Genomic DNA, 26,507 nt, shown 5'->3' on the forward strand with positions numbered 1-26,507 from the left:
AGTAAGGCCAGGTGACACCTGCCTAAAAAGAAATAAAATGGAAGACATTCTTAAGAAAATAACAAATCAAACCGCACTAGATTTAAAAGCAAGAAAGCAGGTTACCTCTCTTTCTGACCTAAGAGAGATGCCTTATTATTCTAGAGAAACGCTATCCTTAAACGATAGTTTGAAGAAAGGCAGCGGTATTATTGCCGAGCATAAGAGACAAAGTCCTAGTAAAGGTTCTTTTAATTGCCCTGCTAGTTTACAAGAAGTAGTGACAGGTTATGAAAATGCTGGTGTAAGTGCTATTAGTTGTCTAACTGACTTGCCTTTCTTTGGCGGTACGCTAGACGATTTAATAGAAGCAAGATCACAAGTTAACATACCTATCCTGCGCAAGGATTTCATGATAGATTTATATCAAATTCATGAAGCGCGAGCTTATGGAGCAGACGCTATCCTACTTATCGCAGCATGTCTAAATAATGAAGAATTAAAAACCATGTCTCTAGAGGCGATCAATCTAGGTCTTGAAATTCTTTTTGAGGTTCATGATTTAGAAGAGCTTAATCGCATTAAAGAGGTAACCACTTCTTTGAATACGTCTAAGTTTGTGATAGGAGTTAATAATCGTGATTTAAAAAGGTTTAAAACTGATATTCAAAACAGTAAAGATCTTTTACCTCATTTTCCTAAAAATGTTCTTGCCATATCAGAGAGCGGTATCTCAGATCCTGAAATAGTAAAAGAACTTAAAACACTAGGCTTTGAAGGTTTCCTAATAGGAGAAAACTTCATGAAAACAGATCTACCAGGAGCAAGCTGCGAGCAATTTATAAAAGCCATAAAGTCATGATGATTAAAGTATGCGGTATGCGCGATATAGAAAACATTAACCAGTTACAAGAACTGGATATTGATTTTATGGGAATTATACGTTACTCAAAGTCTAAACGATTTGTAGACGATTCTCAAAAAGAAAAGGTCGCCCAACAAACCATGAATAAAGGTACCGTAGGCGTGTATGTAAATGAAACATTTGAAAACATTTTAAAAGATGTTATACCATTGCAACTAGATGTTATTCAATTACATGGTGATGAGGATTCCGCTTTCGCGAAAGCGTTACTAGAAATAGACATCAAGATATTTAAAGCATTTCAAATCACAGAGGACTTTGATTTCAATAGTTTAAAAGAATGGGAAGAACTTGCAGCACAATATGTTGGTAAACTATTCTTCTTATTTGACACAGCTACTCCAAATTATGGTGGTAGTGGTAAGAAATTTAATTGGTCTATTCTCGACTCTTATAAAGGAGAAGTTCCTTTTTTATTGAGCGGTGGCATTTCAAAAGATGATGTCGCATTAGTAAAAGAATTTAAACACAATATGTTTTTAGGTATTGATCTTAATTCAAAATTTGAAACTGAACCTGGCGTTAAAAACATAGAAGAAATAAAAACATTCATAGAAAAATTAAGAAAATGAGCTATCAAGTAAATGAACAAGGGTTTTATGGAGAATTCGGTGGTGCATTCATTCCAGAATTGCTCTATCCTAATATTGAAGAACTACAAGAGAATTATCTAGCAATAGAAAAATCACCAGAATTTCAAGAAGAGTTTCATCAATTGCTTAAAGATTATGTAGGTCGCCCTACTCCATTATTTTTAGCTAAGCGACTTTCTGAAAAATATGGAGCTCAAATCTGGTTAAAGAGAGAAGATCTTTGTCATACCGGTGCTCATAAAGTAAATAACACGATCGGTCAGATTTTACTTGCCGAAAAACTAGGTAAAAAAAGAATCATTGCAGAGACTGGTGCTGGACAACATGGTGTAGCAACAGCAACCGTATGTGCATTAAAAGGCCTGGAATGCATCGTTTACATGGGTGAGAAAGATATAGAACGTCAAGCGCCTAATGTTGCCCGCATGAAAATGTTAGGTGCAACGGTTAGACCTGCAACTAGCGGTTCTAAAACTTTAAAAGACGCGACTAATGAGGCAATGCGAGACTGGATCAATAATCCAGAAGACACTCATTACATTATAGGCTCAGTAGTTGGACCACATCCTTATCCTGACATGGTAGCAAGATATCAATCGGTGATTTCTGAAGAGATTAAGAAGCAAATGGATGGTTTACCAGATTATGTCATTGCATGTGTAGGTGGCGGTTCTAACGCTATGGGAGCTTTTTATCACTTTTTAGATGATAAAGAAGTAAAATTAATAGGGGTAGAAGCGGCTGGTTTAGGTGTCGATACCGATAAGACCGCGGCTACATTAACTCTAGGAACTCCTGGTGTATTGCACGCTAGTCGTTCTATAATGATGCAGGATAAAGATGGACAGGTTATCGAGCCGCATAGTATAAGTGCTGGACTAGACTATCCTGGAATAGGACCAGCACATGCATGGTTAAAAGTGTCTGACCGCGCTCAATATATGGCTGTTACAGATGCTGAAGCACTAGAAGCTGCTGTAGAGGTAAGTAGATTAGAAGGTATCATTCCAGCTTTAGAAACTGCTCATGCATTTTCTGTCTTAAAAGACTTAGACTTAAAACCAACTGATCGTGTAGTGATTAACCTTTCTGGTCGTGGAGATAAGGATATGAATACGTATATGGAAGAGTTGAACCTACTGTAGAAACAAAGTCACACTTACTATGCTGTGCGCATGCCATGTCATGCGTTGAAAATATTAAGATAGGTGGTACTTACCTAGAATAGAGCGCATGTGGATGTGCTGAAAACACAAGGATGGATTGCACATCGCCCAACTAAGCGCATGCGATGCGCTGAAAACTGAAAAAAAATGAAAAATAAACTCACAGAATTACTTAAAAACAAGCCTCAAAACTTGTTGAATATATTCTATACCGCTGGATATCCTCAATTAGAGGACACCACTACTCTATTAACAGCACTCGAAAACGCAAAGGTTGATCTAGTAGAAATAGGAATCCCTTTCAGCGATCCACTAGCAGATGGCCCTACTATTCAAGAAAGTAGTAAAATTGCTTTAGAGAATGGAATGTCTATTGAAAAATTATTTTCTCAATTAGAAAATAATACTCCTAAAGTTCCTGTTCTTCTAATGGGATATCTCAATCCTGTGATGCAATATGGCCTTGAGGCATTTTGCAAAAGATGTCAAGAAGTAGGTGTGGACGGATTAATTGTTCCTGACTTACCTATGTATATTTATCAGACAGAATTTAAAGAAGTCTTTGAGAAATATAACATCAGCAACATATTCTTAGTAACTCCTCAAACTTCAGAAAAACGCATTAGAGAAATCGACGATAACTCTAACGGCTTTATTTATGCAGTAAGCTCTGCAAGTACTACAGGATCTAAAACAGATTTCTCTGCAGCAGCAGACTACTTAGGTAAGCTTAAAGACATGGAACTAAAAACTCCTATTCTTACCGGCTTTAATATTAAAAATCAACAGAATTTTAACGATGCCTGTAAGTATGTAAATGGAGCAATTATAGGTAGTGAATTTATAAGACAAATTACTGATGTAGAGGATATATCTAAGGCAGCTACAAATTTTGTAGCATCGATTAAATAAGTTTATCTTTAAAGCATAATCAAAACGGATAAAGTTTTAAATTAAAGTTAAATCCTATCAATAAGCTAGGATATCCTTTTAATATTCAATTTTCAGTATTATGTTTGCACCACAATGAAAACACAAAACGTACATCATCATCATTTTTTTTACTTCCCGTCAGGCGAGCTAAAAATGTATTGATGTAACTCAAACATATTTTACAAAAAACCGTCTGTTTCAGGCGGTTTTTTTGTTTTAAAAAAGTTTGAAATAAAAAACAGTTTGTAAGCAGCTTAAACAACATTCTCAAAATAGAATGGCAACAAAAATTATGATCAGAATAGCAGTACAAAAATCAGGAAGACTATCAGACAAATCTTTGCAACTCCTAAAGGATTGCGGAATTAAATTTGACAACGGTGGTCGCAAATTATCTACTCAAGCAAAAAATTTCCCTATGGAAATTCTTTTTTTAAGAGATGATGATATACCACAATACGTCGCTAATGGTGTTGCAGACCTTGGAATTCTAGGACTTAATGAGGTAGAAGAAAAAGACCAAGAAGTAGACGTAATCAAGCAACTAGGTTTTGCAGGCTGTCGTTTAAGTCTAGCTGTTCAAAAAGATGTAGACTATCCAGGTCTAGAATGGTTTAACGGTAAAAAGGTAGCTAGTAGTTATACTACAATCGTTAAAAAATTCTTTACAGAAAAAGGAATCGATGCAACGACAGAAGAAATAGGCGGATCTGTAGAGATTGCACCAGGAATAGGCCTTGCCGAAGGTATTTGCGATATCGTTTCTACAGGATCTACTCTTATAATGAACGGTCTTAAAGAAGTAGAAACAGTAATGTATAGTGAAGCTGTTTTAATTTCGAATCCTAATCTAAGCGGTGATAAGCAAGAGTTATTAAATAAGCTTACCTTTAGAATAGATGCTGTGCAAAATGCACAAAAAAGCAAATACATCTTATTGAACGCACCTAATGATAAGATAGAAGAAATATCTGCCTTATTACCAGGTATGAAAAGCCCAACAGTTTTACCACTTGCTGAAGAAGGATGGTCCAGTTTACACTCTGTGATTGAAGAAAATGATTTCTGGAATGTAATCGACCGATTAAAAGATGCTGGTGCGCAAGGCATTTTAGTAAGTCCAATTGAAAAATTGATCGCATAATGAAAATTATTTCTAATCCTGACTATTCTCAACAACAAGACCTATTAGAACGTCCGCAACAAGAACGTGCTAATGTAGAGACTGCTGTAAAAGATATTATACAGCTGGTTAGAGAAAATGGTGATCAGGCGTTATTTGCTTTTGCAGAGAAGTTTGATAAAGCACAATTAAATTCTCTAAGAGTTACAGAAAAAGAAATCGAGCACGCAGCAACACTTGTAGCGCCAGAATTAAAAGAAGCAATTCAAACGGCTTACCAAAACATTTATAAGTTTCACGTCATTTGTTTTACAAAGGACTATCCCGTATTAGAAACCATGCCTGGCATGACCTGCTGGAGAAAATCTTTACCTATTCAAAAAGTAGGACTGTATATTCCTGGTGGCTCTGCTCCTCTTTTTTCTACGGTATTAATGCTAGCCATTCCTACTAAGATTGCAGGTAATAAACGTGTTGTACTTTGTAGCCCTACAGATGCAAACGGAGATATAAATCCAGCCGTATTATATACAGCAAGTCTCTGTGGAGTTACAGAAATCTATAAAGCCGGCGGTGCACAAGCCATTGCTGCAATGACTCATGGAACAGAAAGTATTCCTGCCGTTGACAAAATATTTGGCCCTGGAAACGCATTTGTAACACGTGCTAAAGAACTTGCTCAACAACAAGGTGTCGCCATTGATATGCCTGCTGGACCGTCAGAGGTTTTAGTAATTGCAGACCAAGAAGCAAACCCAGCATTTGTAGCAGCAGACTTACTAGCACAAGCAGAACATGGACCAGACTCTCAAGTAATTCTATTAACTGATTCTACTACTCTAGCCGAGGCTGTAAATGAACAATTAACTATTCAATTAAGTACGCTTTCGCGAAAGCAAACAGCAGAAAAAGCTATTGAAAACAGTAAAACTATCGTTCTAGAAAGCATAGAAGAATGCATCAAATGGTCGGACGCATATGCACCAGAACACTTGATCATAAATACAGAAAATGCTGATGATGTAGCAGAACAAATTCAAGTTGCTGGATCTATTTTTATAGGTTCTTACACTTGTGAAAGTTTAGGTGATTATGCTAGTGGTACAAACCACACATTACCTACCTATGGATATGCGCGTAATTATAGCGGCGTGTCAGTAGATAGTTTTGTGAATAAAGTGACCTATCAAAAAGCAACACCACAGGGATTGAAGAACCTAGGACCAGCCGTTGAAATTATGGCTACTGCCGAAGGTCTCGATGCGCATAAAAATGCGGTGAGTGTGCGATTAAAAGAAATTGAGAATTATAACTAAGCGATTCCGCTATACAGCGGAATGACAGAATAAAAATGGAATTTAATTTAGAAAACATAGTCCGCAAGAACATTTGGAATTTGAAGCCTTATTCTAGTGCGCGCAGTGAATTTGATTTATACGGCAGCGATAAAAATGAGCTGACGTTACTAGACGCAAATGAAAATCCTAAGGGAGATTTAAATCGTTACCCAGATCCATTGCAGTCTTCGATAAAGGAAGAACTCGCAAAACAAAAAGACATTTCACCAAATCAAATTTTTGTAGGTAATGGAAGTGATGAGGCTATTGATTTATTGTATCGCATTTTCTGTGAACCAGGAAAAGACACAGTAATTACTTGTCCGCCTACTTATGGAATGTATGAAGTTAGTGCAGCGATTAATGATGTTAGTGTTTTGAAGGTTCCTTTGAATGATCGCTTTGAGTTGAACGTTGATGAAATACTCGAAGAGATATCCGCCTGCGCGGATATAAAACTATTATGGATATGCTCTCCTAATAATCCTACAGGTAACGTATTGCTCAAAGCCGATTTAAAACACGACTGGCAAGCACAAAATTATACTCGTGGTGGTATGATGGATATGCCATTTGCTCCAGAGTTTGAGGCAGAAATGCTAGAAAACCAAAGACAATTAGATCGCTTGTTCGGTAGTTTTAATGGAATTATCGTTGTAGATGAGGCTTATCAAGATTTTACAGAGAACATGAGTTTTATAAAACGATTAGAAGATTATCCTAATCTTGTGGTGTTACAAACCATGTCTAAGGCTCATGGTATGGCTGGTGCGCGAGTAGGATTTGCCTTTTCTTCTCCAGAAATCATTGAATTATTCAATAGAACAAAGCCACCGTATAACGTAAATGAATTGTCTCAAAAAGCAGTTCTAGAAGCGTTACAAAACGAAGAAAAAACAAAAAATGAAATAGAAGAAATTATCAATAACAGAGATTTTCTTATGGAGCATTTAAACAGTTTTAACTTTATAAAAGAAGTATATCCTAGTGAGGCAAATTTTGTTCTTGCCAAAGTAGAAAATGCTACGCAAGTTTATAATTACCTACGTGATAAAGGTATTATTATACGTAATCGTAGCAGTCAGATTGAAGACACGTTGCGTTTTACCGTTGGTACGATGATGGAATGTAAAGCGGTAATTACTGCGTTGCGAGAAATTAAAGAGAATTAGATGAATTAAAACCGAAGCTGTTCTTCAATAGTTTAAAAATTATAAAAGAGTCATCGTTGATGGCATTTAATCAAATAAAGTCGATTGCGGGAAGAGGTTTCCGCCTTCGCGGAAATACATGAAAAAAGTATTATTTATAGATCGCGATGGTACCATCGTAAAAGAGCCACCAGTAGATTATCAACTAGATAGTTATGAAAAGTTAGAGTTCTTGCCTGTGGCGATTACTCAGCTACATCGCATCGCTCGTGAGTTAGATTATGAATTAGTTATGGTGACTAATCAAGATGGATTAGGAACGGATAGTTTTCCAGAAGACACCTTCTGGCCAGTGCATAATTTAATGATGAATGTTCTAGAGAATGAAGGGATTAACTTCAGTGAAGTTTTAATAGACCGTTCATTTCCTGAGCAAAATGCACCTACTCGTAAACCACAAACTGGTTTATTGACGCATTATATAAAAGGTAATTACGACCTTGAGAATAGTTTTGTAATCGGTGATCGCAATAGCGATATGCAACTGGCTAAGAATTTAGGCTGTAAAGGAATACAGCTACCTAGTATTACTGACGACTCTACTTTTGAAGACGAACTAGTAGTTCTTAAAACAGAATCTTGGAAAGAGATTTTTGAATTTTTAAAAGGACAACCTCGCAAGGTCACGGTAAGCCGTAAAACAAATGAAACCGATATCAACATCGTTTTAAACCTTGATGGATCTGGAAACGGAAAAATAGATACCGGTTTAAAATTCTACGATCACATGCTAGAGCAGTTACAACGTCACGGCTCATTAGATTTAGATATTAAGGTAAATGGCGATCTTGAAATAGATGAACATCACACTATTGAAGACACGGCGATTGCTTTAGGTGACGCTTTCGCGAAAGCGTTATCCTCAAAAAAAGGAATCAATAGGTATGGCTTCTTGCTACCTATGGATGACTCGCTAGCACAAGTAGGAATAGACTTCGGTGGTAGACCATGGATCGTATGGGAAGCAGAATTTAAACGTGAATATGTGGGCGATATGCCTACAGAATTGTTCTTCCACTTCTTTAAATCATTCAGCGATGCGGCAAAATGCAATCTGAACATGAAAGTAGAAGGTGATAACGAGCATCACAAAATAGAAAGTTTATTTAAAGCGTTTGCAAAAGCGATAAAAATGGCGGTAAAACAAACTGGTGATGGTAAATTACCGAGTACAAAAGGAACTTTATGATTGCCATTGTAAAATATAACGCAGGTAATATAGGAAGCGTCACTAATGCGCTCAACAGACTAGGAATAGAGAATAAAGTAACTGACGATCCTGAAGAATTAAAGGCGGCAGACAAAGTTATTTTCCCTGGCGTAGGAGAAGCTGGCACCGCGATGAACTATTTGCGTGAACGTGGACTAGATCAAGTCATAAGAGAATTGAAACAGCCTGTGCTAGGAATATGCTTAGGAATGCAATTGATGTGCAGCCACAGTGAAGAAGGTGATACAGAATGTCTAGGGATTTTTGACACTACCGTAAAGAAATTTCCGGCTACCGAAGGAATGAAAGTGCCTCACATGGGATGGAATAGTTTAAATACTGAAGTTGTTGATCAACAATCTTCCATCTTGCAAGGCTTACAACCAGCAGCAGATGTATATTATGTACACTCGTACTATGCTGAAGTTTGCGAAAACACAGTTGCGGCTTGTGATTATATTTTGCCTTTCAGTAGTGTCTTGCAAAAAGACAATTTTTATGCAACACAATTTCATCCTGAGAAAAGTGCTGGAATAGGTGAGCAGATATTAAAGAACTTTATAGAATTATAGTATGCGTATTATACCAGCAATAGATATTATAGACGGTAAATGTGTACGTCTATCACAAGGCGATTACAACCAAAAAACGGTTTATAATGAAGACCCACTAGAAGTAGCCAAAGAGTTTGAAGCAAATGGAATAAAACACTTGCATTTGGTTGATCTAGATGGAGCAAAAAGTAGTCACGTCGTGAACTGGAAAGTGCTCGAGCGCATCGCTGGACAGACTGGTTTGCAGGTTGATTTTGGCGGTGGTGTGAAAACTGACGAAGACATAAAGGTCGTATTTGAAAGTGGAGCAAAACAAGTTACTGGCGGTAGTATTGCTGTTAAGGATGCTGCAACTTTTGAAGGTTGGATTTCCAGATATGGAACTGATAAAATCATCCTAGGAGCAGATGCTAAGGATGGAATGATCGCCACACACGGCTGGCTAGAAAGTAGCGAACTAGAAGTGGTAGAATTCATCAAAGAGTGGAATAAAAAAGGAATCGAGTATGTGATTTGTACCGATATAGCAAAAGACGGTATGCTTGCTGGAACTAGTAATGAGCTGTATAAGGAAATCCTTAACACAGCACCTGTTAAATTAATAGCTAGCGGTGGCGTTGCTGTCGTAGAAGATTTATATCGCTTGCGCGAAATGAATTGTGAAGGAGCCATAGTAGGAAAAGCATTCTATGAAGGTAGAATTACATTTAAGGAATTGAGAGAATTTGTATGAGCTTAAAAAAAAGAATTATACCATGCCTTGATATTAAGGATGGACGTACCGTAAAAGGGATCAACTTTGTTGGATTGCGAGATGCTGGTGATCCAGTAGAACTTGCAAAGCAATATGCTGCTCAAGGTGCTGACGAGTTATGTTTTCTAGATATTACCGCAACTATTGAGAAGCGTGACACTTTAGTACCGCTAGTTCGTGAAATCGCTGCTGTTTTAAATATTCCATTTACAGTAGGTGGCGGAATTAACGACGTAGCTCTTGCCAAAGAAATCATTAAAGCTGGTGCTGATAAAATAGCTATCAATAGTGCAGCCGTAAAAAGACCAGAACTAATTAGTGAACTCGCTGCTGAGTTAGGTAGTCAGTGTATTGTGGTTGCGGTGGATACGAAGCATTCCCAGGAAAGTGAGGATCTAGCTGATTCAAAAAGAAAGCCTAGCGAGTCAACACCTACAGATTTCCGCCTGCGCGGAAATAAAGTCTATGTAGCTGGTGGACGTGTAGAGACCGAATTAGAAACTATTTCTTGGTGTCAAGAAATTGAACGATTAGGTGCTGGAGAAATCTTGCTTACGAGTATGGATCATGATGGTACAAAAAATGGTTTTGCTCTAGAACTTACCGATGCCATTTCTAGAAAATTGAGTATTCCTATCATTGCATCAGGTGGTGGAGGAACAAGTGCTCATTTTGCAGACTTATTTAAAGACACAGAAGCGAGTGCGGGACTAGCAGCAAGTATTTTCCATTTTGGAGAATTACCAGTTCCTGAGTTGAAAAAACAATTGGCTGCGGCTGGAGTTGCTGTGAGAAATTAAAATAGGATTGCGATAAAATAAAACGATTCCGCTACGTAGCGGAATGACAACATAAAGTCTGGCCTACGATGGCTTGACATTAAAAATGATTGCGGTGGGGAAATGAAGATTTCCGCCTGCGTAAATAAAATCGAAAGTGTTGAATCGAAGAGATTCCCACTTTCGTGGGAACAAATATGAAACTAGACTGGAATAAAGGAGAAAACGGATTATTGCCTGTAATTGTACAAGACGCTACTAACAAAGAAGTGTTGATGTTAGGCTATATGAATGAAGAGGCTTTTGAAAAAACTAAAGCTGAAAACAGAGTGACTTTTTACTCACGTAGCAAACAACGACTTTGGACCAAAGGAGAATCTTCCAATAATTTTCTAGATGTGGTAGCTATAAAAATCGATTGTGATCAAGATACCATTCTTATTAAAGCAAATGCACATGGACCTACTTGTCATACCGGTACGGTGAGTTGTTTTGATAATGGTGATGAATCTCGCTTGCGCGAAAGCGAGAACAGCTTTACAATTAATGATCTTGAGAAAACCATCCACCAGCGTATTGACGATCAAGTAGAAGGATCTTATACCTATTCTTTAATCCAAAAAGGAATTAATAAAGTAGCTCAAAAAGTAGGTGAAGAAGCTGTGGAAACCGTTATCGATGCTATAAATGGTAAGGAAGAAGATTTTATTTACGAAGCTGGTGATTTGATGTACCATTATCTAGTGTTGCTTAAAGCAAAAGGATTATCTCTAGCAGATATTGAGAAAGAGCTCGCTAAAAGGCATAAATAAATAGGATAATATTTATTTATAAATAATAAAAGCGGTTGTATCAAATTTGATGATATAACCGCTTTTTTAATGCTCCAAAACTTTAAAAAAACTCTAATTAACGCGCTCTTAACCGTATTTACTTGTACATACAATATTTTTACTTAAAAACAGATATGAGCACGACACAACCCCTTTTAAAACCGATAAGCCTAGGAGCAATTGAATTAAAAAACAGAATTGTAATGGCGCCTCTAACTAGATCTAGAGCCACTAATGAGAACCAATCGCCAGATCAAAAACACATAGATTATTACACGCAGCGAGCTGGTGCTGGACTTATTATAACAGAAGCTAGTGAGATATCAAAACAAGCAAGAGGATATGCACATGTGGCTGGAATATTTAATGAAGCCCAAGTAGAAGGATGGAAAAATGTCGTAGATAGTGTACATAAAGAAGGCGGGAAAATAGTTTTACAATTATGGCACGTAGGACGTATTTCTTTGCCAGATTTTCATGACGGCCAGTTACCTTGGGCACCTAGTGCTGTAAATCCAGAAGTGGAACATAGAAACCCTACTGGCGAGAAGAAAATGACTGTGACGCCACACGCTATGACGGTAGAAGAAATAGAGCAAACAGTAAAAGATTATGGAAACGCTGCTGCAAATGCTAAAAAGGCAGGTTTTGATGGTGTAGAAATACACAGTTCTAATGGATATTTAATACACCAATTTTTTAATAATAAATCTAACTTACGTACAGACGAGTATGGAGGTAGCAATGAGAATAAAGCTCGTTTTTTCTTTGAAGTTTTAGATGCGGTAAAAGAATCATTCCCAAATAATAGAATAGGATGTAGATTAAATCCATCATTAAATGGAGTTTTTGGAATTGATGGAACACCAGATACTATTCCGTTTTTTGATTATTTAATTAATAGATTAAATGAATACGACCTGGCTTATTTACACCTTTCAGAGCCATTTACAGATGTAAGTAAGATCGATTTTCTGGTAAGTGAAATAGCAAAACATTACCGTCCTATTTACAATGGAAACTTAATGATCAACAATCAATTTGATCGTGAATCTGGTAATAAGGTAATTGAAGAAGGTCATGCAGACCTGGTTGCCTTTGGTAAATTATTTATTTCTAATCCAGATCTTGCACATCGTTTTGAATTAAAGGCTGAAACAGCAGACTGGAATATGGAAACCTTTTATACACAAGGTCGTGAAGGTTATACAGACTACCCTACTTTAGAAGAAGAAAAGGCTAAGAACTAATTCCTGTAAGTAATATTTGAGGCAACTCTTTTTTAAGGTCGGCTACTTCGGTAGTCGACTTTTTTGGTATCCATAGGTATATGGATCTTAACGTGCTTAGAAGATTAAAAAGCATGGTCTCCACGTTCAATAATTTAAACTCATCAGCTTTTATTCCACTCTCTAATATATTTTTAAAATCTAGTTCATAGTCTTTACGCAACTTGATATATTCTTGATAAGGCACTCCTTCTAGGTGCATCCAGTCGGTATTTAATACAGCCAGTGCATCCGTATATTCTAGTGCTATTTTTATGTGTAATAGAATGAGCTGTTCCGCTTTCGCGAAAGCGGACTTATCATCCATCTCTACCGTATCCATACCAGTTGTAAATTCATGAGCAACTTCTAGAATGAGTGTGGCAAGAATTTCTTGTTTCCCAGAGATATGATTGTACAAACTAGCCGCTTTCATATCCATAGCGGCAGCGAGATCGCGCATGGTGACAGCGCTATAACCACGTTCTTTGAAAAGTTGAGCAGCTGTTTTGAGAATTTGTTTTTTGCGAGACATAAGTTGCAAATATAATAGAACATGACTATCATAAAATTGATTAAAAGTCTATTCACAATAATTAGAATAATTTGTTTTAGACTAGCTTTGAACTTTACCCTACGACAATGTTAGAGAATATAGAAATTAATCCGCTTCTTGAAAGATTACCACCGCATCTAAAACAGTTTATAAAGCCTCAAAATTATGAACTTTATACCTATCAAGATCAGGCTGTGTGGCGTCATGTGATGAGCAAAAATGTAGAATTCTTGAGTCAGGTGGCTCATGGATCTTATATTGCTGGACTTAAGAAAACAGGTATTTCTATAGATAACATACCGTCCATGTATGGTATGAATCGCATTCTAAAAGAAATAGGCTGGGCAGCTGTTGCTGTAGATGGTTTTATACCGCCAGCAGCTTTTATGGAATTTCAGGCTTATAAAATATTAGTCATTGCGGCAGACATAAGAAAGCTGGATAACATAGAATACACTCCTGCACCAGACATTATTCATGAAGCTGCTGGGCACGCTCCTATTATCGCAAGCCCAGATTATGCAGAATATTTAAGACGTTTTGGCGAGATAGGCAGCAAAGCTATTTCTAGCGCACACGATCATGAAATGTATGAGGCAGTGCGCAAGATTTCTATTCTTAAAGAAACTCGTAGCGAGACAGAAAACCCAGAGCTGGATAAAGAAATCGCAGCTGCCGAGGCAAATATAGAGCGTCTTCAAAACAAAGATGTAGAACCTAGTGAAATGTCTTTAATTAGAAATTTACACTGGTGGACGGTAGAATACGGTCTGGTAGGTACGCTAGATAATCCTAAACTTTATGGTGCCGGATTATTATCAAGTCTAGGAGAAAGTAAAAGCTGTCTAGAACCTGCGGTAGAAAAAAGACTGTATACTATTGATGCAGCTTATCAAGATTTTGATATCACGCGCAAGCAACCTCATCTTTATGTAACGCCTAATTTTGCGACCCTTAGTGAGGTACTAGAAGAATTTGCAAACACCATGGCAGTGCGTAAAGGCGGACATCGTGGCTTACAAAAATTAATTAATTCAAAATCTCTTGGGACTATTGAGTTAAGTACTGGATTACAAATAAGTGGTCATTTTACACGCATGATTACTAATGATGACAACGAGGTGGTTTTCTTTGAAACGACTGGAGAGAATGCTCTTGCCTATAGAGAAAAAGAGCTTATAGGTCATGGCCGCAGTACACATAAAAACGGTTTTTTGAGTCCGCTAGGGAAACTTAAGGGAATCAATCTAGCTATAGAAGATATGGGACCTCGTGATTTACAGGCTTATAATTTTTATGATAACGAGCGCATTGAATTCACCTATGAAAGTGGAATTAAAGTAGAAGGTTTAAACGTCACTGGACAGCGTAATTTGAATGGTAAATTAATGCTCATTCAGTTTACCGACTGCACCGTAACTTATAAGGACGAGGTTCTATTTACGCCAGAAGACGGCATGCTTAACCTAGCCGTAGGAAAAGAAATAGTAAGTGCCTATGCTGGCCCTGCAGACTATTACAGTTTTGACCTTGTTTTTCATGAGAGTGATACTAAAACCATAAAGCCCGTTTTCTCAAAAAGAGAGATTACCATTCAAGGTTTATACGAGAAAGTACGCAATTATAGAGAAGAAGATAAAATAAATAAACCGTTACTTGAGGAATTAAAAGCTCAAGTAGAAAATGATTATCCTGAGCAGTGGCTGCTTATTGAGGAGATTGAAGAATTGATAGGTTAACTAAAATCAGTTAATGGTATAATGGCATTTACAACAGTACCATTACCTTGTGTGCTGGTCAGTTTTAAGTCACCATTTAATTCATTTACAGCTGTCGTGATTTGTTGAATACCATCACCATTTGCGACAGCTTTACGATCATAACCTAGTCCGTTATCGTGGGTAATTATATGTAAGGAATCGTCTTCTATAGATGCGATATTGAATATATAGTTAGCTTGAGAATGAATAGCTGCGTTGTGCAAGCCTTCATTAATAATAATTAATAAAGACAAGATCTCTCTAGGTTCAAAATTGAGTAATTCCTTTTCTGGAAAATTAATTTTATAGACAGATGCACCTTCTATGTTCTGGTCATACAGGTTTTGAAGTTGTTGAGTGGTATGCTCTATATCTTTTAAAGTAAATTTATTTTTACTGGCTGCAAGTTTATAGATCAATGAAACTGCCTTTGTTTTAACGGCTGTTTTTTCCGGAGACTTTTGTTCTAGTTCTTGTAAAATAGCATTGCGTTGTATTTCCAATTTATGCAGACCCTTTGCTCCTACCAGCTTTCTAGCTTGTACTTCTTTTCTATCCAACTCTTTTAAAAACTGAATAACTACTAGTCCTACTAGTAAACCGACAAAAATGTACCCAATAATTGCTCCCATGATCCTAATGTAGGTATTAAAAGTGAAATGTTGTGGTTCCGCTTTCGCGAAAGCGAAATTATAATAACAATTTACTACTTTGCAGGTAAGTAAACTAAAAACAAACGTCTCAATAAAGAAAACTATGTTCGGTCTATTTAAAAATAAGAAAAAAGAAACAATACAGAAATACCTTAAAGAAGGTGCACAATTACTGGATGTGCGTACCGCATCTGAATTTAACGGCGGTCATATAGAAGGGTCTAAAAATATACCTGTTCAAGTTATTGATCAACAAATGAATGCTCTCGATAAAGAAAAGCCATTAATCGTGTACTGTGCCATGGGAGGAAGAAGTAATATCGCTGCTGGAAAATTAAAAGCCAATGGTTATAAAGTTGTAAATGCCGGTGGTATAGGTTCTATGAGAAAATATTTGAAGTCGTGATACTTTAGTTATATATTCTTCCTATTTTTAATCTATGAAATTAGATTACCATAACATCAAAGACGAAGGAAGGTTTACTGTGACAAGTTTTCAATGTGGACCATCATTACAGCTACTTAAAAAAAAGGGTTTATATAAAATAGTCTGGTGTACAGAAGGTGAAGAACGCCTTATTGTAGATGGATATGAAGTCGTACTTAAAAAGAATCAAGTACTTTTTTGTACCCCTGTGAACATAGTAGAAATCCCAAAGGATAATTATGGATTAATAGCGTTTGTGTTTAACCGTGAGTTCTATTGCATACAGCATAATGATTCTGAGGTATCCTGTATGGGAATGTTGTTTTTCGGTTCTTCTACAGCACCTATAATAGACTTAACTGTAAAAGAACAAGCTAGTTTTAATGCGATGCTGGTTTTATTTCAGGAAGAATTTGATACTAAAGATCATATTCAGGGTGAGATGTTACGTACTTTATTAAAAAGAATGTTGATTACCTCTACCAGACTGATTAAACAAGAAAGTTACCAGCCAGATTTAACGGTAAAGCAAGTCGATCTAGTAAGACGATTTAACATACTAGTAGAACAGCATTTCAAAGAAAAGCACCAGGTAGCAGACTATGCAGACTTACTTTTTAAATCTCCTAAAACACTTTCTAACTTTTTTAAGAAGCATGATGTAAAATCACCTCTTAAGATAATCAACGAGCGCATCACTGCAGAGGCTAAAAGACTTTTACTCTACTCTGACAAAAGTGCCGAAGAGATAGCTTATGAACTAGGTTATAATGAGCCTAGTCATTTTTCTAAATTCTTTAAAAAGCAAGTGGGCACCTCTCCACTTTCCTTTAGAAAGCAATAAATTAAAAAAACAACGTATTTTAAGTACGTATAAAAGTGAGTTACTGTCCTATAAAACTAGGTGGTAACTCGCTTTTATTTTTAACCATTACTTTTCAATATTAGATATAACAAAACAGGCCCGTACTCCTAAGAGACAGACCTGTTTCAACTAACCAACTATGAAAAATTTAACTCTTACCTAAATGTTATTAAGCATCTAAAGGTTGTACCGCTGGGAAATCAACTGGTACTTGAGTTGTATTGTGTAAATAGTTTGAGATGGTTTTATCACCTACTAAAACTATAGTATCTACTAGATTTTCTTGAGTATAACCTGCCGCTAGAAAAGAATCTACTACAGCCTTATCTGCTCTACCTCTATTCTCTGTAATGTTTTTTGCTAGACCTGCAAGAGCATTATAACTAGTCTGGAAAGACGCTTTACCAGCTCTTAATTCTAGAGTTTGTTCTTGAGTAAAACCATTCATTTGCGCTATAGCCGTATGCGCTGCAAGACAGTAATCACAACCATTTACTTCACTTACTGCTAGGTTTACTACTTCTTTTTCTTTATTGTTTAAAGATGTTTTTGCTCCAGATAAAGAAAGGTAATTATTTAATGCGTTATTAGATAATGCATAAGTGGCATATAAATTAGGAACAAAACCTAATTGCTTTTCTAGGTTATCAAAAATTCCTTGATTCACTTCGTTTACTTCACTTCTTTGTGGTACATTAAATGTTGCCATGATATTATATACTTTTAATTATTGTTATTTTCTTATCCCTTAGGACACTACAAAGATGCGACAGTAAGTAGCCTTTAAAAATGTGTTCATTTCCCGAGTACTGTTCTATTATTCCCGATACGATAAATTACAAATGGTGTAGTATCTTTATAGGAAATTTTCCTACCATGAATAAGTTGTACTATATACTATTTGTATTTGTTGTTCTCGCTTTCGCGAAAGCGGAATCACAACAATTACCAGAACCACCAAAAGAACAGAAGTTCTATGAATCGCAGGAATTTAGACTCTTGGGACCATTCCGTGGTGGACGTAGTGCTGCGGTTACCGGAGTTCCCGGAAAACCTAATCTTTTCTATTTCGGTAGTACAGGTGGTGGCGTTTGGAAGACTTTAGATGGTGGACGTACCTGGAGCAATATCTCTGATGGATTTTTTGGCGGTTCTATAGGTGCCGTAACTGTTGCGCCTAGCGATCATAACGTAATTTATGTAGGTGGTGGCGAGAAAACGGTGCGTGGTAATGTTTCCAGCGGCTATGGCATATGGAAAACAGAAGATGCCGGTAAAACATGGACTGAGGCTGGATTACCTAAAAGCCGTCACGTACCTAGAATAGTTATAGATCCTAACGATCATAATACCGTTTATGCCGCCGTGTTAGGTAACATTTATAAGCCTACTACAGATCGTGGCGTTTATAAAAGTACCGATGGTGGTAAAACATGGAGTAAAAAACTATTTACTAATGAGCTAGCCGGTGCGGTAGATTTAATCATAGACCCTAGTAATCCACGTGTATTGTATGCAAGTACCTGGAGATTACAACGTACACCATACAGTCTATCTAGTGGTGGCGATGGTAGTGCTTTATGGAAAAGTACTGATTATGGAGAAACGTGGAAAGAGATCTCAAAAAATGAAGGTTTTGCAAAAGGAACTCTAGGAATTATGGGAATTACCGTCTCACCTGTAGATTCTGACAGATTATATGCCATCGTAGAAAATAAAGATCAAGGTGGATTGTACCGCAGTGATGATGCAGGTTTAACATGGAAAAAGACAAACAGTGATCGCAGTTTAAGACAACGTGCCTGGTATTATACACGTATTTATGCAGACACAAAAGATGTCGATAAAGTTTATGTCGTTAATGTCAACTATCATAAAAGTACCGATGGTGGTAAAAACTTTTCTAGCGCGAGAGCACCACATGGTGATCATCACGATTTATGGATCGCACCAGAAGATTCTGACCGTATGATTATGGGAGATGACGGTGGCGCACAAATCACTTATGACGGTGGTGAGACGTGGAGTACGTATCACAATCAGCCTACAGCACAATATTATCGTGTGACTACAGATAACTCTTTTCCTTATAGAATCTATGTAGCACAACAAGATAATGGGACGATAAGATTACCTCATCGCACCACTGGACGTAGCATTACAGATAACGATTGGGAAGGAACTGCAGGTGGCGAGAGTGCACATATTGCTGTAGATCCTAAAGATAACGACATCGTTTATGGAGGTAGTTATGGTGGTTATTTAACTCGTTATAATCACAAGACTAAATCACAAAGAGCGATTAATGTATGGCCAGATAACCCTATGGGACATGGTGCCGAAGGAATGAAATACCGCTTTCAGTGGAATTTCCCTATTCTGTTCTCTCAACATGAGCCTAATAAACTCTATGCATTTTCTAACAATGTACACGTCACTACTAATGAAGGTCAGAGCTGGGAAACCATCTCACCTGATCTAACTAGAAACGATCCAACAAAACTAGTTTCTAGCGGTGGACCGATTACTCAAGATAATACAAGTGTAGAGTATTACTGTACCATTTTTGCCGCAGCAGAATCTCCTTTAAACGCTGGCGAGTTATGGATAGGTAGCGACGATGGACTCATACACCTTTCTAAAGATGGTGGTAAAAACTGGAGTAATATTACACCTAAGGGATTACCAGAATGGGCACAAATTAACAGCATAGAACCTAGCCGTTATGACGCGGCTACTTGTTATGTCGCTGCTACACGTTATAAATTAGGCGATTTTACCCCTTACTTATATAGAACTACAGATTATGGTAAATCATGGAAAAAAATAACAAATGGCATCCCATCAGAGCATTTTTCTAGAGTCGTAAGAGAAGATGATCAAGTACAAGGAATGCTGTATGCAGGAACAGAAACTGGTTTATACATTTCTACCGACGATGGAAAATCATGGAAATCATTCCAGATGAATTTACCTATCGTACCAGTTACAGATCTAGCTGTAAAGGATAACAATCTAATTATCGCGACACAAGGTAGAAGTTTATGGGTACATGATGATCTAGGATTAGTGAGAGAAGCTTTTTCTAGTTCGCTTTCGCGAAAGCAAGACGAAAACAAACTTTTCAAACCTAAAACCTCTTACCGTATGGCAGGAAATGGTCGTGCAGGTTCACTTACCGCAGGAGCAAATCATCCCGCAGGAGTACAAGTACATTTTTATATTCCGACGTTGAAAGAAAAAGATAGTGTATCACTTTCTTTTTATGATTCTAAAAACGAGTTGATAAAAACCTATGCTACCTATGATAAAAAGAACAAATTAAAAGTAAAAGAAGGAGCCAACTCTTTTAATTGGAATACGGTTTATGATGGAGCAGAAAAACTACCAGGTATGATTCTATGGTGGGCAAATATGTCTGGACCTAAGGCCGTACCTGGATCTTACAAAGTAGAATTATCAGTAAATGGTAAAATGGAATCACAACCTATCACTATTATATCTACTCCTAATAGCGAGGCTAGCGATGCAGATATGCTAGCACAATTTAATTATGTAAATGAAGTAAACGCTACTGTAGACAAAGCTCACAAATCAATTAAAAACATACGTGCATTCAATAAAAAATTAAGTGCTTTTGAAGCGTTGTATGGAGATAGAGAAGAACAAGGTGTTAAAGATATGATTGCCATGTCTAAGGAGATGAAAAAGAAATTTAGCGAGGTAGAAAAAGCACTTTATCAAACTAAAAACCGCAGTGGTCAAGACCCTTTAAATTTCCCTATAAGATTAACTAATAAACTGGCTCATTTAAATAGTCTGGCACAAATAGGTGACTTTGCTCCTACTTCACAAAGTATAGAAGTTAAAGATGAATTAACTGCTGAGATTGAAAAGCAACTAGCTATTTTTGACCAAGTTTTACAATCTGATATTAAAAAATTCAACGAGCAGTTTAATGCATTGAATTTAAAGTATCTCGTGATTGAGAAAGAGAAAAAATAATGGAGGAATTAAGCGGTTATTGGGAAGGTTATTTTATCTATGGATTAGGTTTTGATCTTCCTTTCTTTGGAGAAAAAGTCAGGTTATTTACCGAAATGGAATTCAAAGACGGCATTATAACCGGTCATCATACCGAAGAAAAAGGACCATTCTCAACTGGTAGAACGGTAAATTTTACTGGGTTTTGGGAACAAAATCTAATTTCTTTAACGGTCTCTTATACCAGTAATGATGTTATTCTAGAAGATGGTTTCAATACAGAAGAGATAGAACACAATTTTGAGATCGTTTATAATGGCTCTTTTGATTATAAGAAGAAAGCCATGAATGGTATATGGTTTATGCAAAATGAAATGGATGAAAATCTAGATCTAGAAATACCTCCTGCCGAAGGTTTATGGGTATTAAAAAAAGCAAAAAAGCCCGTCAGTGATTTTGATTATTCACTTCTTGGGCTTTAATAAATAACGATGTTGTTATAGTTCTTGTAGTTTAATTTTATTTAATTAATTCAAATTCAGAGAAGCGAATTTCGGCACGAGTATCATTTCCTTCTGTATAAACACCTGCTTTAAAATAGTACCCATTACTGTATGGTGTCCAGTTATTAGAAGGTGTAAAGGTTTCAGAAAATGTACCAGCTGGTGTCGTTGCTGTAAAAGACGCTGTTCCATTTGATGTACTCATAGAAACTTGTATGGTCTCTCCTTCTTGGTACAAAGGTCCATTTATAGTAGTATATTGAGAATCGCTATCTGGGTCGTCCGTTAGTTTAAATTTAATCCTGTGGTCGTCGTCTATATAAACTCTGACTAGTGGTCTTAATACACCAGTACTTCTATTATGTACTTGTGCGATAGTCACACCGTTTTCTGGTATATTAAATATAGTAGCTGTGTAAGAAAGTGATTTCACCACATCTAGAGAACGCTCTTGTCCAGGAGTTTCTTTAAGCTCTGTGCGTTTGCCATCTGGTTCTTTACTTATTAAAACCATTTCTTGATTCTCCATAAAGTAATATGCCGTCGGGCCATGAGTGGTTGCATCTTCAGAAACGGTAGCTCTATCTGCCGTGTTCCAGCTGGTTTCTATTTGAAGTGTAGCTAATGCAAAATTATCACCTGGTACATTATCGATTTCTGTTGTATCACCATCTGTAGTATCATCATCATTAGGCACTAATTGTATAAAATTATTTTGTTCATCAGATTCTGAAGAACATGAAAAAATCCCAACAGTGGCTATAAGCAACGCGTAAAAAGTAAAATTCTTGAACATCGTTTATTTTTTTTTAAATGTAGAGCACAAACATTTACAATCGATATATTTTAACTGTTTATTTTAAAATCTGTTAATAATCGCCCCATTTCATATCTATTTAAAAACAAAACAGCTTTAAAATAAGAATTTTATAATAGCACACTATAATGCGGCCTATGAGTTAATCTTCTTAAATAAAGGAACAAAGTCTTATTTTTAAAATAGAATTACCGTTGTCAATTCAGTATGTATGTAACTATTGTTACACATAAAAGAGGCTGCAATAAGTAGCTTTGAAATAAAAAGATGTTTAAGAAATCTATTATATACAGTATCCTCTTTTTAAAATGTCCTCAATGCCGTCAAGGGAATTTTCTTGAAGCAAATCCTTATAAAATTTCTAAGATGAATAAGGTAAAAGAAAGATGTTCAAAATGTGAATTAAAATTCAGTATTGAACCTAGTTTCTATACTGGTGCGATGTATGTTAGTTATGCTGTAGGAATCGCTTTTGCAGTAGCAACATATGTAATTTTATTATTTTTAGGTGTTGCAGATAATCCTTTAACTATCTTTATAGCGATAGTTGCCATACTCGCCTTAACATTTCCATATATAGGTGCCGTTTCTAAAGCGATATGGGCACATCTTTTTTTTAAGTACGATCCTATAATTGCAAAACAAGTTAAAAATGATACAAGAGCTTAAAGAATATTATGGTTCACAATTTGAGCTAGCACTTATAGAAGACATCAATAGCGTGGCAACTTTTATGGAAGTTCCTGCTGGACAGGATTTAATAAAGCCTGGTCAATACATTAAATCCATGCCACTTTTACTTTCTGGAAGCATTAAAATTATGCGTCCCGATGCTGATGGCAATGAGTTATTACTCTACCATCTAGAAAAAGGTAACACTTGTGCCATGACTATGACTTGCTGTGTAGGAAATACTAAAAGTGAAATTCATGCTGTTACAGAGACTCCAGTTAAACTATTAATGATACCTGTTACAAAAATGGAAGAATGGTCTTCTAAATATAAGACTTGGCGCAATTTTGTCTTTACCAGTTATCACACACGTATGATGGAGCTATTAGAAAGTGTAGATAATATTGCTTTTAATAATATGGATGAGCGCTTAGAGAATTACTTGAACGATAAAATTAAAATTCTTAATAGTAAACATATCTATACTACTCACAAAGAAATTGCTGCAGATTTACATACCAGCAGAGTTGTCATCTCTCGACTACTTAAAAAAATGGAAAATATTAATAAGATAAAGCTACACCGCAGTTTTATTGAAGTCGTGTAACATCTGTTACAAACATGCGATTAAGCTCCTTCTATATTTGAGTTTTTAAAATTTATAGAATGGAAATAATAGAAATATTAGGATTTATAGGAGCTCTTTTAATAGGCTTTGTTCTTGGGCTTGTAGGCGGCGGTGGTTCCATTCTTACTGTACCCATTTTAGTCTATGCCCTTACATTAAACCCTGTTCTAGCCACTGCATATTCTCTTTTTGTAGTAGGTACGACATCTCTCGTAGGTGCTATCAAGAATATGACTAAAGGTTTGGTAGACTTTAAAACCGCTATCATATTTGCCATTCCAGCCTTTATAGCGGTTTACCTAACTAGAGCGTATTTAATACCAGCGATACCAGATGAATTATTTACGGTAAACGGATTTGTGCTAACTAAAAACCTTGCAATCATGCTATTTTTTGCTTTTGTAATGTTATTAGCATCTTTTTCCATGATACGTAATAAGCGCAAAGAAAGCGATGATGACAGCGTGGTAACTTACAACTACCCCATAATTATTGTAGAAGGTTTGGTAGTCGGTACCATTACTGGAATAGTAGGCGCTGGTGGTGGATTTTTAATCATACCTTCTTTAGTACTACTCGCAAAACTACCCATGAAAAAAGCAGTAGCCACTTCCCTATTCATTATTTCCATAAATTCATTGATAGGATTTCTAGGTGATGTAAAAAATCTGGAAATAGATTGGTTCTTTTTATTACCCTTTACAGCGCTTTCTATTATTGGAATTTTCTTAGGAATCTATCTCAATAAATTTATAGACGGTAAAAAACTAAAAAAAGCATTTGGTTGGTTTGTCTTGGTGATGGGTATATATATCATCATCAAAGAACTTGTTATGTGACTTATGTTACCATTTTAAATGATCACTTTTTTTAATTTTAAACAAGAAATAAAATCATCATGAAAATAGAACAAATTTATACAGGATGCATTGCTCACGCTGCATATTACATAGAAAGCAATGGTGAAGCTGCGGTATTTGATCCTCTAAGAGAGGTGAATCCTTATATAGAAAGAGCAGCAAAAGATAACGCAAAGATTAAGTATGTTTTTGAGACTCATTTTCATGCCGATTTTGTGAGCGGTCACCTAGACCTACGTGAACGAACAGGAGCACAAATTGTTTTTGGACCTACGGCACAACCTGGTTACGACGCTTTAATTGCAAAAGACGAGCAGGTTTTTGAGTTAGGTGATTATAAAATAAAAGTAATCCATACTCCTGGTCACACTATGGAAAGTACGACCTATTTATTAATCGATCAAGATGGTAAAGAACACGGTATCATTACAGGAGATACTTTATTTATAGGAGATGTAGGACGTCCAGATCTAGCTCAGCATGTTGTAGAAGATCTTACAGAAGACAAACTAGCTGGTTACTTGTACGATTCGCTGCGTAACAAAATTTTGCCTTTAAGCGATGATTTAATTGTGTACCCTAATCATGGTGCTGGATCAGCATGTGGTAAAATGATGAGCAAGGAAACGACAGATACCTTAGGGAACCAGAAACAAACCAATTATGCATTGCAAGAAATGAGTAAAGAAGAATTTAAAAAAGCACTTCTTACTGGTCTCACACCACCACCAGGTTATTTCCCTCAAAATGTAATGATGAATATTAAAGGTTATGAAAGTTTAGACACCGTTATGGATAGGGCGACAAAAGCTCTATCACCAGCAGCGTTTGAAGCTGCAGCAAATGAAACTGGAGCAATCATCCTAGATGTAAGATCTCAAGAAGAATTTGCAAACGGTCATATCCCTAGATCCATATTTGTAGGTTTAGACGGTAATTTTGCACAATGGGTAGGATCGCTAATTGCAGATGTCAAACAACCATTATTACTTATTACAACAAAAGGTCGAGAAAAAGAAACTCTAACAAGACTTTCCCGAGTAGGCTTTGACCAAACAATTGGCTTCTTAAAAGGCGGATTTGAAGCATGGAAACAAGCCGCTATGGAATATGATAAAGTGACCTCAATAACAGTTAAGCAATTTGAAGAAGAGCAAAATGAACGTCATCTGCCTATTTTTGATGTACGTAAAGAAGGTGAGTTTTTATCAGAACATGTCGTGGACGCTCACAACACTCCACTAGATTACATTAATGATCACCTAGCATCATTTCCAGAAAACACTTTTTTCATTCACTGCGCTGGTGGTTATAGAAGCATGATTGCAGCATCGATATTAAAAAGTCGAGGTATACATAATTTAATAAATGTAGAAGGAGGATTTAACGCTATTAAAGAAACTGATATCGCTGTTACTAATTATGTCTGTCCATCGACACTTTAGTAAGGTATCAAATTATGGTTGAGTTAGTTGAAAGCGGCAAGAAATTGTCGCTTTTTTTATTTGGATAGAACTAAAGTTGTCATGGCTCGTTCATCTTGCACATTAGTCGTTTTTACCGGTTCTAATAATTCTAATTGAAATTCTGAAAGCAATAATGTAATGCGTTCTCTGGTTAAATAATAAGTACCTTTTTGTCCATTATCTTTAAACCGTACTATTGGGGCATTACCATCAAGCCCGATGTTTGAGGCCATTCTAATTAATAGAGTGCCACCAGGTTTTAATACTCGTATCAACTCTTTAAACATTTCTGTAAATTGCTTTTCGCTTTTTGCAAAATGCAATACAGCACAACATAAAACGTGGTCAAAATTACTATCCTTATACGGTAGTTCATCCAGATTTGAATTTATAAAATTAGCTTTACTCTTTGGGTATTTCGCTTTCGCGAAAGCGAGAAAATCAGAGTCTACATCATTACCATAGATCTCAAAATCATTGTCATAGAACCATTTTAAATTTCTTCCTTTACCACAACCTGCATCTAAAATAGATTGTTGTGGTTGATATCGATTTTTTAAAATCTGGTCAATAATATAAATATCAATACCACCTAGCAGGTCATTTGTTTGCTCAAAATTCATAAGTGTAAATTTAATAATCTAACATTTG

General features: G+C 36.3%; 27 protein-coding genes. 22 read left to right on the forward strand and 5 right to left on the reverse strand.

Features of this window, described 5'->3' with window-relative positions; all coding sequences use genetic code 11:
• The first annotated feature begins 37 nt into the window (after window positions 1-37).
• The 13 genes from trpC (at window position 38) to LY01_RS10045 (ending at window position 12,647) form a co-directional block, all read left to right on the forward strand.
• Window positions 38-841 carry an indole-3-glycerol phosphate synthase TrpC gene (gene trpC / locus LY01_RS09985; protein ID WP_104515710.1) on the forward strand — a complete coding sequence of 268 codons (804 nt, stop codon included), beginning with the start codon at window positions 38-40 and terminating at the stop codon, window positions 839-841.
• Window positions 838-1,476 (forward strand): phosphoribosylanthranilate isomerase, encoded by a 639-nt coding sequence (locus LY01_RS09990; RefSeq protein ID WP_042295463.1) that lies wholly within the window; start codon window positions 838-840, stop codon window positions 1,474-1,476. Before trpC ends, LY01_RS09990 begins: the two co-directional genes overlap by 4 nt.
• Window positions 1,473-2,642, forward strand: a complete 1,170-nt coding sequence (gene trpB / locus LY01_RS09995; RefSeq protein ID WP_104515711.1) for a tryptophan synthase subunit beta — start codon at window positions 1,473-1,475, stop codon at window positions 2,640-2,642. Before LY01_RS09990 ends, trpB begins: the two co-directional genes overlap by 4 nt.
• A gap of 168 nt (window positions 2,643-2,810) precedes the next feature.
• Window positions 2,811-3,575 (forward strand): tryptophan synthase subunit alpha, encoded by a 765-nt coding sequence (gene trpA, locus LY01_RS10000; RefSeq protein WP_104515712.1) that lies wholly within the window; start codon window positions 2,811-2,813, stop codon window positions 3,573-3,575.
• A gap of 298 nt (window positions 3,576-3,873) precedes the next feature.
• Window positions 3,874-4,740, forward strand: a complete 867-nt coding sequence (hisG, locus tag LY01_RS10005; protein WP_104515713.1) for an ATP phosphoribosyltransferase — start codon at window positions 3,874-3,876, stop codon at window positions 4,738-4,740.
• Window positions 4,740-6,035, forward strand: a complete 1,296-nt coding sequence (hisD, locus tag LY01_RS10010; protein ID WP_104515714.1) for a histidinol dehydrogenase — start codon at window positions 4,740-4,742, stop codon at window positions 6,033-6,035. Before hisG ends, hisD begins: the two co-directional genes overlap by 1 nt.
• Before the next feature lie 35 nt (window positions 6,036-6,070).
• Window positions 6,071-7,228 (forward strand): pyridoxal phosphate-dependent aminotransferase, encoded by a 1,158-nt coding sequence (locus LY01_RS10015; protein WP_104515715.1) that lies wholly within the window; start codon window positions 6,071-6,073, stop codon window positions 7,226-7,228.
• 118 nt (window positions 7,229-7,346) lie between these two features.
• The gene (hisB, locus tag LY01_RS10020; RefSeq protein WP_104515716.1) at window positions 7,347-8,456 is read left to right on the forward strand and encodes a bifunctional histidinol-phosphatase/imidazoleglycerol-phosphate dehydratase HisB; all 1,110 of its coding nucleotides are present in this window, start codon (window positions 7,347-7,349) and stop codon (window positions 8,454-8,456) included.
• Window positions 8,453-9,049 (forward strand): imidazole glycerol phosphate synthase subunit HisH, encoded by a 597-nt coding sequence (hisH, locus tag LY01_RS10025; RefSeq protein WP_104515717.1) that lies wholly within the window; start codon window positions 8,453-8,455, stop codon window positions 9,047-9,049. The genes hisB and hisH overlap by 4 nt, the downstream gene beginning before the upstream one ends.
• A gap of 1 nt (window position 9,050) precedes the next feature.
• On the forward strand, window positions 9,051-9,764 hold the full coding sequence (gene hisA / locus LY01_RS10030; RefSeq protein WP_104515718.1) for a 1-(5-phosphoribosyl)-5-[(5-phosphoribosylamino)methylideneamino]imidazole-4-carboxamide isomerase: 714 nt from the start codon (window positions 9,051-9,053) through the stop codon (window positions 9,762-9,764).
• Window positions 9,761-10,585: an imidazole glycerol phosphate synthase subunit HisF gene (gene hisF / locus LY01_RS10035; protein ID WP_104515719.1), complete on the forward strand. Its 825-nt coding sequence runs from the start codon at window positions 9,761-9,763 to the stop codon at window positions 10,583-10,585. Before hisA ends, hisF begins: the two co-directional genes overlap by 4 nt.
• A 176-nt stretch (window positions 10,586-10,761) precedes the next feature.
• Window positions 10,762-11,376, forward strand: a complete 615-nt coding sequence (gene hisIE / locus LY01_RS10040) for a bifunctional phosphoribosyl-AMP cyclohydrolase/phosphoribosyl-ATP diphosphatase HisIE (protein ID WP_104515720.1) — start codon at window positions 10,762-10,764, stop codon at window positions 11,374-11,376.
• A gap of 155 nt (window positions 11,377-11,531) precedes the next feature.
• Complete coding sequence (locus tag LY01_RS10045) at window positions 11,532-12,647, forward strand: alkene reductase (protein ID WP_104515721.1); 1,116 nt, start codon at window positions 11,532-11,534, stop codon at window positions 12,645-12,647.
• On the opposite strand, the gene LY01_RS10050 is transcribed toward LY01_RS10045, so the two are convergent.
• Entirely contained in the window at window positions 12,637-13,200 is a 564-nt protein-coding gene (locus tag LY01_RS10050) for a TetR/AcrR family transcriptional regulator (protein ID WP_104515722.1), read from the reverse strand. The two genes, LY01_RS10045 and LY01_RS10050, sit on opposite strands and share 11 nt — an antisense overlap.
• A 107-nt stretch (window positions 13,201-13,307) precedes the next feature.
• On the opposite strand from LY01_RS10050, the gene LY01_RS10055 reads away from it, so the two are divergent.
• On the forward strand, window positions 13,308-14,960 hold the full coding sequence (locus LY01_RS10055) for an aromatic amino acid hydroxylase (protein WP_104515723.1): 1,653 nt from the start codon (window positions 13,308-13,310) through the stop codon (window positions 14,958-14,960).
• Here LY01_RS10055 and LY01_RS10060 read toward each other — a convergent pair.
• A complete protein-coding gene (locus LY01_RS10060; protein WP_104515724.1) occupies window positions 14,957-15,613 on the reverse strand; it encodes a sensor histidine kinase in 657 nt (218 codons plus the stop codon). The two genes, LY01_RS10055 and LY01_RS10060, sit on opposite strands and share 4 nt — an antisense overlap.
• A 124-nt stretch (window positions 15,614-15,737) precedes the next feature.
• Between LY01_RS10060 and LY01_RS10065 the strand changes: the two genes are divergently transcribed.
• Together LY01_RS10065 and LY01_RS10070 are read left to right on the forward strand one after the other, a co-directional pair.
• The gene (locus LY01_RS10065; RefSeq protein WP_104515815.1) at window positions 15,738-16,040 is read left to right on the forward strand and encodes a rhodanese-like domain-containing protein; all 303 of its coding nucleotides are present in this window, start codon (window positions 15,738-15,740) and stop codon (window positions 16,038-16,040) included.
• Window positions 16,041-16,074: 34 nt separating this feature from the next.
• Window positions 16,075-16,905: a helix-turn-helix domain-containing protein gene (locus LY01_RS10070; protein ID WP_104515725.1), complete on the forward strand. Its 831-nt coding sequence runs from the start codon at window positions 16,075-16,077 to the stop codon at window positions 16,903-16,905.
• A 190-nt stretch (window positions 16,906-17,095) separates the two neighbouring features.
• Here LY01_RS10070 and LY01_RS10075 read toward each other — a convergent pair whose 3' ends face one another.
• Entirely contained in the window at window positions 17,096-17,635 is a 540-nt protein-coding gene (locus tag LY01_RS10075) for a carboxymuconolactone decarboxylase family protein (protein ID WP_104515726.1), read from the reverse strand.
• Window positions 17,636-17,802: 167 nt separating this feature from the next.
• Between LY01_RS10075 and LY01_RS10080 the strand changes: the two genes are divergently transcribed.
• Window positions 17,803-20,931, forward strand: a complete 3,129-nt coding sequence (locus LY01_RS10080) for a WD40/YVTN/BNR-like repeat-containing protein (RefSeq protein WP_104515727.1) — start codon at window positions 17,803-17,805, stop codon at window positions 20,929-20,931.
• Window positions 20,931-21,392 (forward strand): hypothetical protein, encoded by a 462-nt coding sequence (locus tag LY01_RS10085; RefSeq protein WP_104515728.1) that lies wholly within the window; start codon window positions 20,931-20,933, stop codon window positions 21,390-21,392. Before LY01_RS10080 ends, LY01_RS10085 begins: the two co-directional genes overlap by 1 nt.
• 37 nt (window positions 21,393-21,429) lie before the next feature.
• On the opposite strand, the gene LY01_RS10090 is transcribed toward LY01_RS10085, so the two are convergent.
• On the reverse strand, window positions 21,430-22,209 hold the full coding sequence (locus LY01_RS10090; RefSeq protein ID WP_104515729.1) for a polysaccharide lyase family 7 protein: 780 nt from the start codon (window positions 22,207-22,209) through the stop codon (window positions 21,430-21,432).
• A 387-nt stretch (window positions 22,210-22,596) separates the two neighbouring features.
• Between LY01_RS10090 and LY01_RS10095 the strand changes: the two genes are divergently transcribed.
• From LY01_RS10095 to LY01_RS10110, 4 genes are read left to right on the forward strand one after another with little or no spacing between them, the layout of a single operon-like run.
• A complete protein-coding gene (locus LY01_RS10095) occupies window positions 22,597-22,899 on the forward strand; it encodes a DUF983 domain-containing protein (RefSeq protein ID WP_317044698.1) in 303 nt (100 codons plus the stop codon).
• Window positions 22,883-23,509 carry a Crp/Fnr family transcriptional regulator gene (locus tag LY01_RS10100; RefSeq protein ID WP_104515731.1) on the forward strand — a complete coding sequence of 209 codons (627 nt, stop codon included), beginning with the start codon at window positions 22,883-22,885 and terminating at the stop codon, window positions 23,507-23,509. The genes LY01_RS10095 and LY01_RS10100 overlap by 17 nt, the downstream gene beginning before the upstream one ends.
• A gap of 59 nt (window positions 23,510-23,568) precedes the next feature.
• Complete coding sequence (locus LY01_RS10105; protein ID WP_104515732.1) at window positions 23,569-24,369, forward strand: sulfite exporter TauE/SafE family protein; 801 nt, start codon at window positions 23,569-23,571, stop codon at window positions 24,367-24,369.
• A gap of 59 nt (window positions 24,370-24,428) precedes the next feature.
• Window positions 24,429-25,835 carry an MBL fold metallo-hydrolase gene (locus LY01_RS10110; protein ID WP_104515733.1) on the forward strand — a complete coding sequence of 469 codons (1,407 nt, stop codon included), beginning with the start codon at window positions 24,429-24,431 and terminating at the stop codon, window positions 25,833-25,835.
• Window positions 25,836-25,891: 56 nt separating this feature from the next.
• Here LY01_RS10110 and LY01_RS10115 read toward each other — a convergent pair whose 3' ends face one another.
• The gene (locus LY01_RS10115; protein WP_104515734.1) at window positions 25,892-26,479 is read right to left on the reverse strand and encodes a class I SAM-dependent methyltransferase; all 588 of its coding nucleotides are present in this window, start codon (window positions 26,477-26,479) and stop codon (window positions 25,892-25,894) included.
• Between the last annotated feature and the right edge of the window lie 28 nt (window positions 26,480-26,507).

Source organism: Nonlabens xylanidelens, from assembly GCF_002934445.1.
In the GTDB taxonomy this organism is placed as follows: domain Bacteria; phylum Bacteroidota; class Bacteroidia; order Flavobacteriales; family Flavobacteriaceae; genus Nonlabens; species Nonlabens xylanidelens.

Excerpts from the sequence above, each read along its gene's own strand:
- LY01_RS10085 (WP_104515728.1), top strand. The coding sequence starts at position 20,931 with ATGGAGGAATTAAGCGGTTATTGGGAAGGTTATTTTATCTATGGATTA.
- LY01_RS10090 (WP_104515729.1), bottom strand. The coding sequence starts at position 22,209 with ATGTTCAAGAATTTTACTTTTTACGCGTTGCTTATAGCCACTGTTGGG.
- hisIE (WP_104515720.1), top strand. The coding sequence starts at position 10,762 with ATGAAACTAGACTGGAATAAAGGAGAAAACGGATTATTGCCTGTAATT.
- LY01_RS10060 (WP_104515724.1), bottom strand. The coding sequence starts at position 15,613 with ATGGGAGCAATTATTGGGTACATTTTTGTCGGTTTACTAGTAGGACTA.
- LY01_RS10110 (WP_104515733.1), top strand. The coding sequence starts at position 24,429 with ATGAAAATAGAACAAATTTATACAGGATGCATTGCTCACGCTGCATAT.
- LY01_RS10100 (WP_104515731.1), top strand. The coding sequence starts at position 22,883 with ATGATACAAGAGCTTAAAGAATATTATGGTTCACAATTTGAGCTAGCA.
- hisA (WP_104515718.1), top strand. The coding sequence starts at position 9,051 with ATGCGTATTATACCAGCAATAGATATTATAGACGGTAAATGTGTACGT.
- LY01_RS10050 (WP_104515722.1), bottom strand. The coding sequence starts at position 13,200 with ATGTCTCGCAAAAAACAAATTCTCAAAACAGCTGCTCAACTTTTCAAA.
- LY01_RS10065 (WP_104515815.1), top strand. The coding sequence starts at position 15,738 with ATGTTCGGTCTATTTAAAAATAAGAAAAAAGAAACAATACAGAAATAC.
- LY01_RS10075 (WP_104515726.1), bottom strand. The coding sequence starts at position 17,635 with ATGGCAACATTTAATGTACCACAAAGAAGTGAAGTAAACGAAGTGAAT.
- LY01_RS10015 (WP_104515715.1), top strand. The coding sequence starts at position 6,071 with ATGGAATTTAATTTAGAAAACATAGTCCGCAAGAACATTTGGAATTTG.
- LY01_RS10080 (WP_104515727.1), top strand. The coding sequence starts at position 17,803 with ATGAATAAGTTGTACTATATACTATTTGTATTTGTTGTTCTCGCTTTC.
- LY01_RS10095 (WP_317044698.1), top strand. The coding sequence starts at position 22,597 with ATGAATAAGGTAAAAGAAAGATGTTCAAAATGTGAATTAAAATTCAGT.
- LY01_RS10115 (WP_104515734.1), bottom strand. The coding sequence starts at position 26,479 with ATGAATTTTGAGCAAACAAATGACCTGCTAGGTGGTATTGATATTTAT.
- hisB (WP_104515716.1), top strand. The coding sequence starts at position 7,347 with ATGAAAAAAGTATTATTTATAGATCGCGATGGTACCATCGTAAAAGAG.
- hisH (WP_104515717.1), top strand. The coding sequence starts at position 8,453 with ATGATTGCCATTGTAAAATATAACGCAGGTAATATAGGAAGCGTCACT.
- LY01_RS09990 (WP_042295463.1), top strand. The coding sequence starts at position 838 with ATGATGATTAAAGTATGCGGTATGCGCGATATAGAAAACATTAACCAG.
- LY01_RS10055 (WP_104515723.1), top strand. The coding sequence starts at position 13,308 with ATGTTAGAGAATATAGAAATTAATCCGCTTCTTGAAAGATTACCACCG.
- trpA (WP_104515712.1), top strand. The coding sequence starts at position 2,811 with ATGAAAAATAAACTCACAGAATTACTTAAAAACAAGCCTCAAAACTTG.
- hisD (WP_104515714.1), top strand. The coding sequence starts at position 4,740 with ATGAAAATTATTTCTAATCCTGACTATTCTCAACAACAAGACCTATTA.
- LY01_RS10105 (WP_104515732.1), top strand. The coding sequence starts at position 23,569 with ATGGAAATAATAGAAATATTAGGATTTATAGGAGCTCTTTTAATAGGC.
- trpC (WP_104515710.1), top strand. The coding sequence starts at position 38 with ATGGAAGACATTCTTAAGAAAATAACAAATCAAACCGCACTAGATTTA.
- hisF (WP_104515719.1), top strand. The coding sequence starts at position 9,761 with ATGAGCTTAAAAAAAAGAATTATACCATGCCTTGATATTAAGGATGGA.
- LY01_RS10070 (WP_104515725.1), top strand. The coding sequence starts at position 16,075 with ATGAAATTAGATTACCATAACATCAAAGACGAAGGAAGGTTTACTGTG.
- trpB (WP_104515711.1), top strand. The coding sequence starts at position 1,473 with ATGAGCTATCAAGTAAATGAACAAGGGTTTTATGGAGAATTCGGTGGT.
- hisG (WP_104515713.1), top strand. The coding sequence starts at position 3,874 with ATGGCAACAAAAATTATGATCAGAATAGCAGTACAAAAATCAGGAAGA.
- LY01_RS10045 (WP_104515721.1), top strand. The coding sequence starts at position 11,532 with ATGAGCACGACACAACCCCTTTTAAAACCGATAAGCCTAGGAGCAATT.